Consider the following 1,834-nt stretch of genomic DNA (forward strand, 5'->3'; position numbering starts at 1 on the left):
TCGTTACTGAAGCGTGGGTAAGCTGTTGTGCATTAAAAATGCACAACAGCAAGTCAAAAGTCAAAAGTTAAAAGTTAAAATATAAGAAAGGTTGAGGCTGATGTCTAAAATATCATCATATACAAATTAAATGGACAATAGCTTATGATGCGTGAAATTAGGGAGCAGGGAAAGATTGTCATAAAATGCCTAGGAAACAAGTAGTTTCAGGGGTGAATATTTATAATTCATACCTAGATTATGCAACGCTCTAAAATTAAATTAAAGTGGTCAAATTTTCACCATAATCAGAAGTTTGGAGAGCAACAGGTAAAGATAGAGAAACTGTTGTACCTTGATTTTTACCAGCACTTTCTAGAGTAATATTACCACCCATCAATTCCATCAAACTACGAGAAATTGCTAATCCTAAACCACAACCACTATAAGCACGAGTAGTGGAACCATCCAGCATGACAAAAGATTGAAATAATTGATATTGTTTACTAGGTTCAACTCCAATTCCTGTATCTTTAATAGTTACTACTACAATAGGAATTTGATCGATATCATAAGTATTCACACCTGGTTTAATCTGAACATTAACAGTAATACTGCCAGTCTCAGTAAACTTAATTGCATTATCAATAACATTTAAAAATATTTGCTTTAGCTTTGTTGGATCGGCTTCTACAAATATTGATTTAGACATATTAGGTTTGTATAGTTGCAGATTTTTGTGTTGGATTAGAGGTTGTTGAGAATCGATTATTTCACTTAAGCATTCCGACAAATTTACTAACTTTTTCTCAATTATAAGTTTGCCTTCTTTAATTTGTACCAAATCCAAAAGTTCATCAATTAGATCCAGCAAATGAATAGCAGACTTATCAGCTTGCTGTAATAATTCAGTTTCTTCTTCTGGGCTATCACAAAAGTTATCCAGGACTAATTTTAGAGAACAAATAATACTATTAAGTGGAGTTCTTAGTTCATGGGAAATATTTTTCATAAACTCATCTTTGAATTTATCTGCCTCCTGTAAAGCAATATTTTTTCTCTCCAATTCAACAAATGATTTTTGTAACTGCTCTGTCATTTGATTAAATGATTGAGCCAATATTGCCAATTCATCAATGGGAACTTCTTTGACTTTTTGTTCCCAGTTTCCCATAGATAAAGAAGTTGCTGCTTGCTTCAAACGCCTAACTGGTCTAATAATCAATTCACAACTTAGTAAACCCAAAACAATTGCTAGTATTAATGCCATCAAACATAGGGCAACAGTAATCCGAGTATTGGCATAAATACGCCCCATAAAATCTGCTTGGGGAACTACTACTAAAATCAACCAATCTAAACCATATTTATCGCTAAAAGGTACGACTTGTAAAAATTGTTGTTTACCATCTATATCAAAGTTCAGTAATGAAGTATTTTGAATTTGATTTAGATCCCCAAACCTGTCTATCAGATGTTGACTTGCTAAACGAAGTAAAGGGTTTTTACTGTCTAAAGCGTCGATCGCTTCTGAGTCATTATCGTTTTGAATAAAAGGATCGGTTGTAGCTGAACTAGCTATTAGTTCTCCAGAACGGTTTAAAATGAAAGCTTCCCCTGACTTACTAATCTTCAACTTCTGTAAAAATTCATGCACTTGAGAAAAGGTGAGAGTAGCATTTACTAAGGCGATGACATTACCATCATTATCAATTACAGGTTGAGTAGCCATCATTTTTACTTTTTTATCAATTAGTGATGTAAACATCTTACCCCAAGCTGCTTTACCTGCAGCGATGCCATCTTGATACCATGGTCGCAGACGGAAGTCATATTGAGGAACTACTTTTGTGCA

General features: G+C 33.8%; 1 protein-coding gene. It reads right to left on the reverse strand.

The window, feature by feature from the left end:
* Window positions 1–256 precede the first annotated feature (256 nt).
* Window positions 257–1,834 (reverse strand): HAMP domain-containing sensor histidine kinase (locus tag F6K22_RS39940; protein WP_293110618.1); only part of this gene is annotated, 1,578 nt, incomplete at its 5' end.

The organism is Okeania sp. SIO2F4 (assembly GCF_010672385.1).
Classification (GTDB): Bacteria; Cyanobacteriota; Cyanobacteriia; order Cyanobacteriales; family Microcoleaceae; genus Trichodesmium.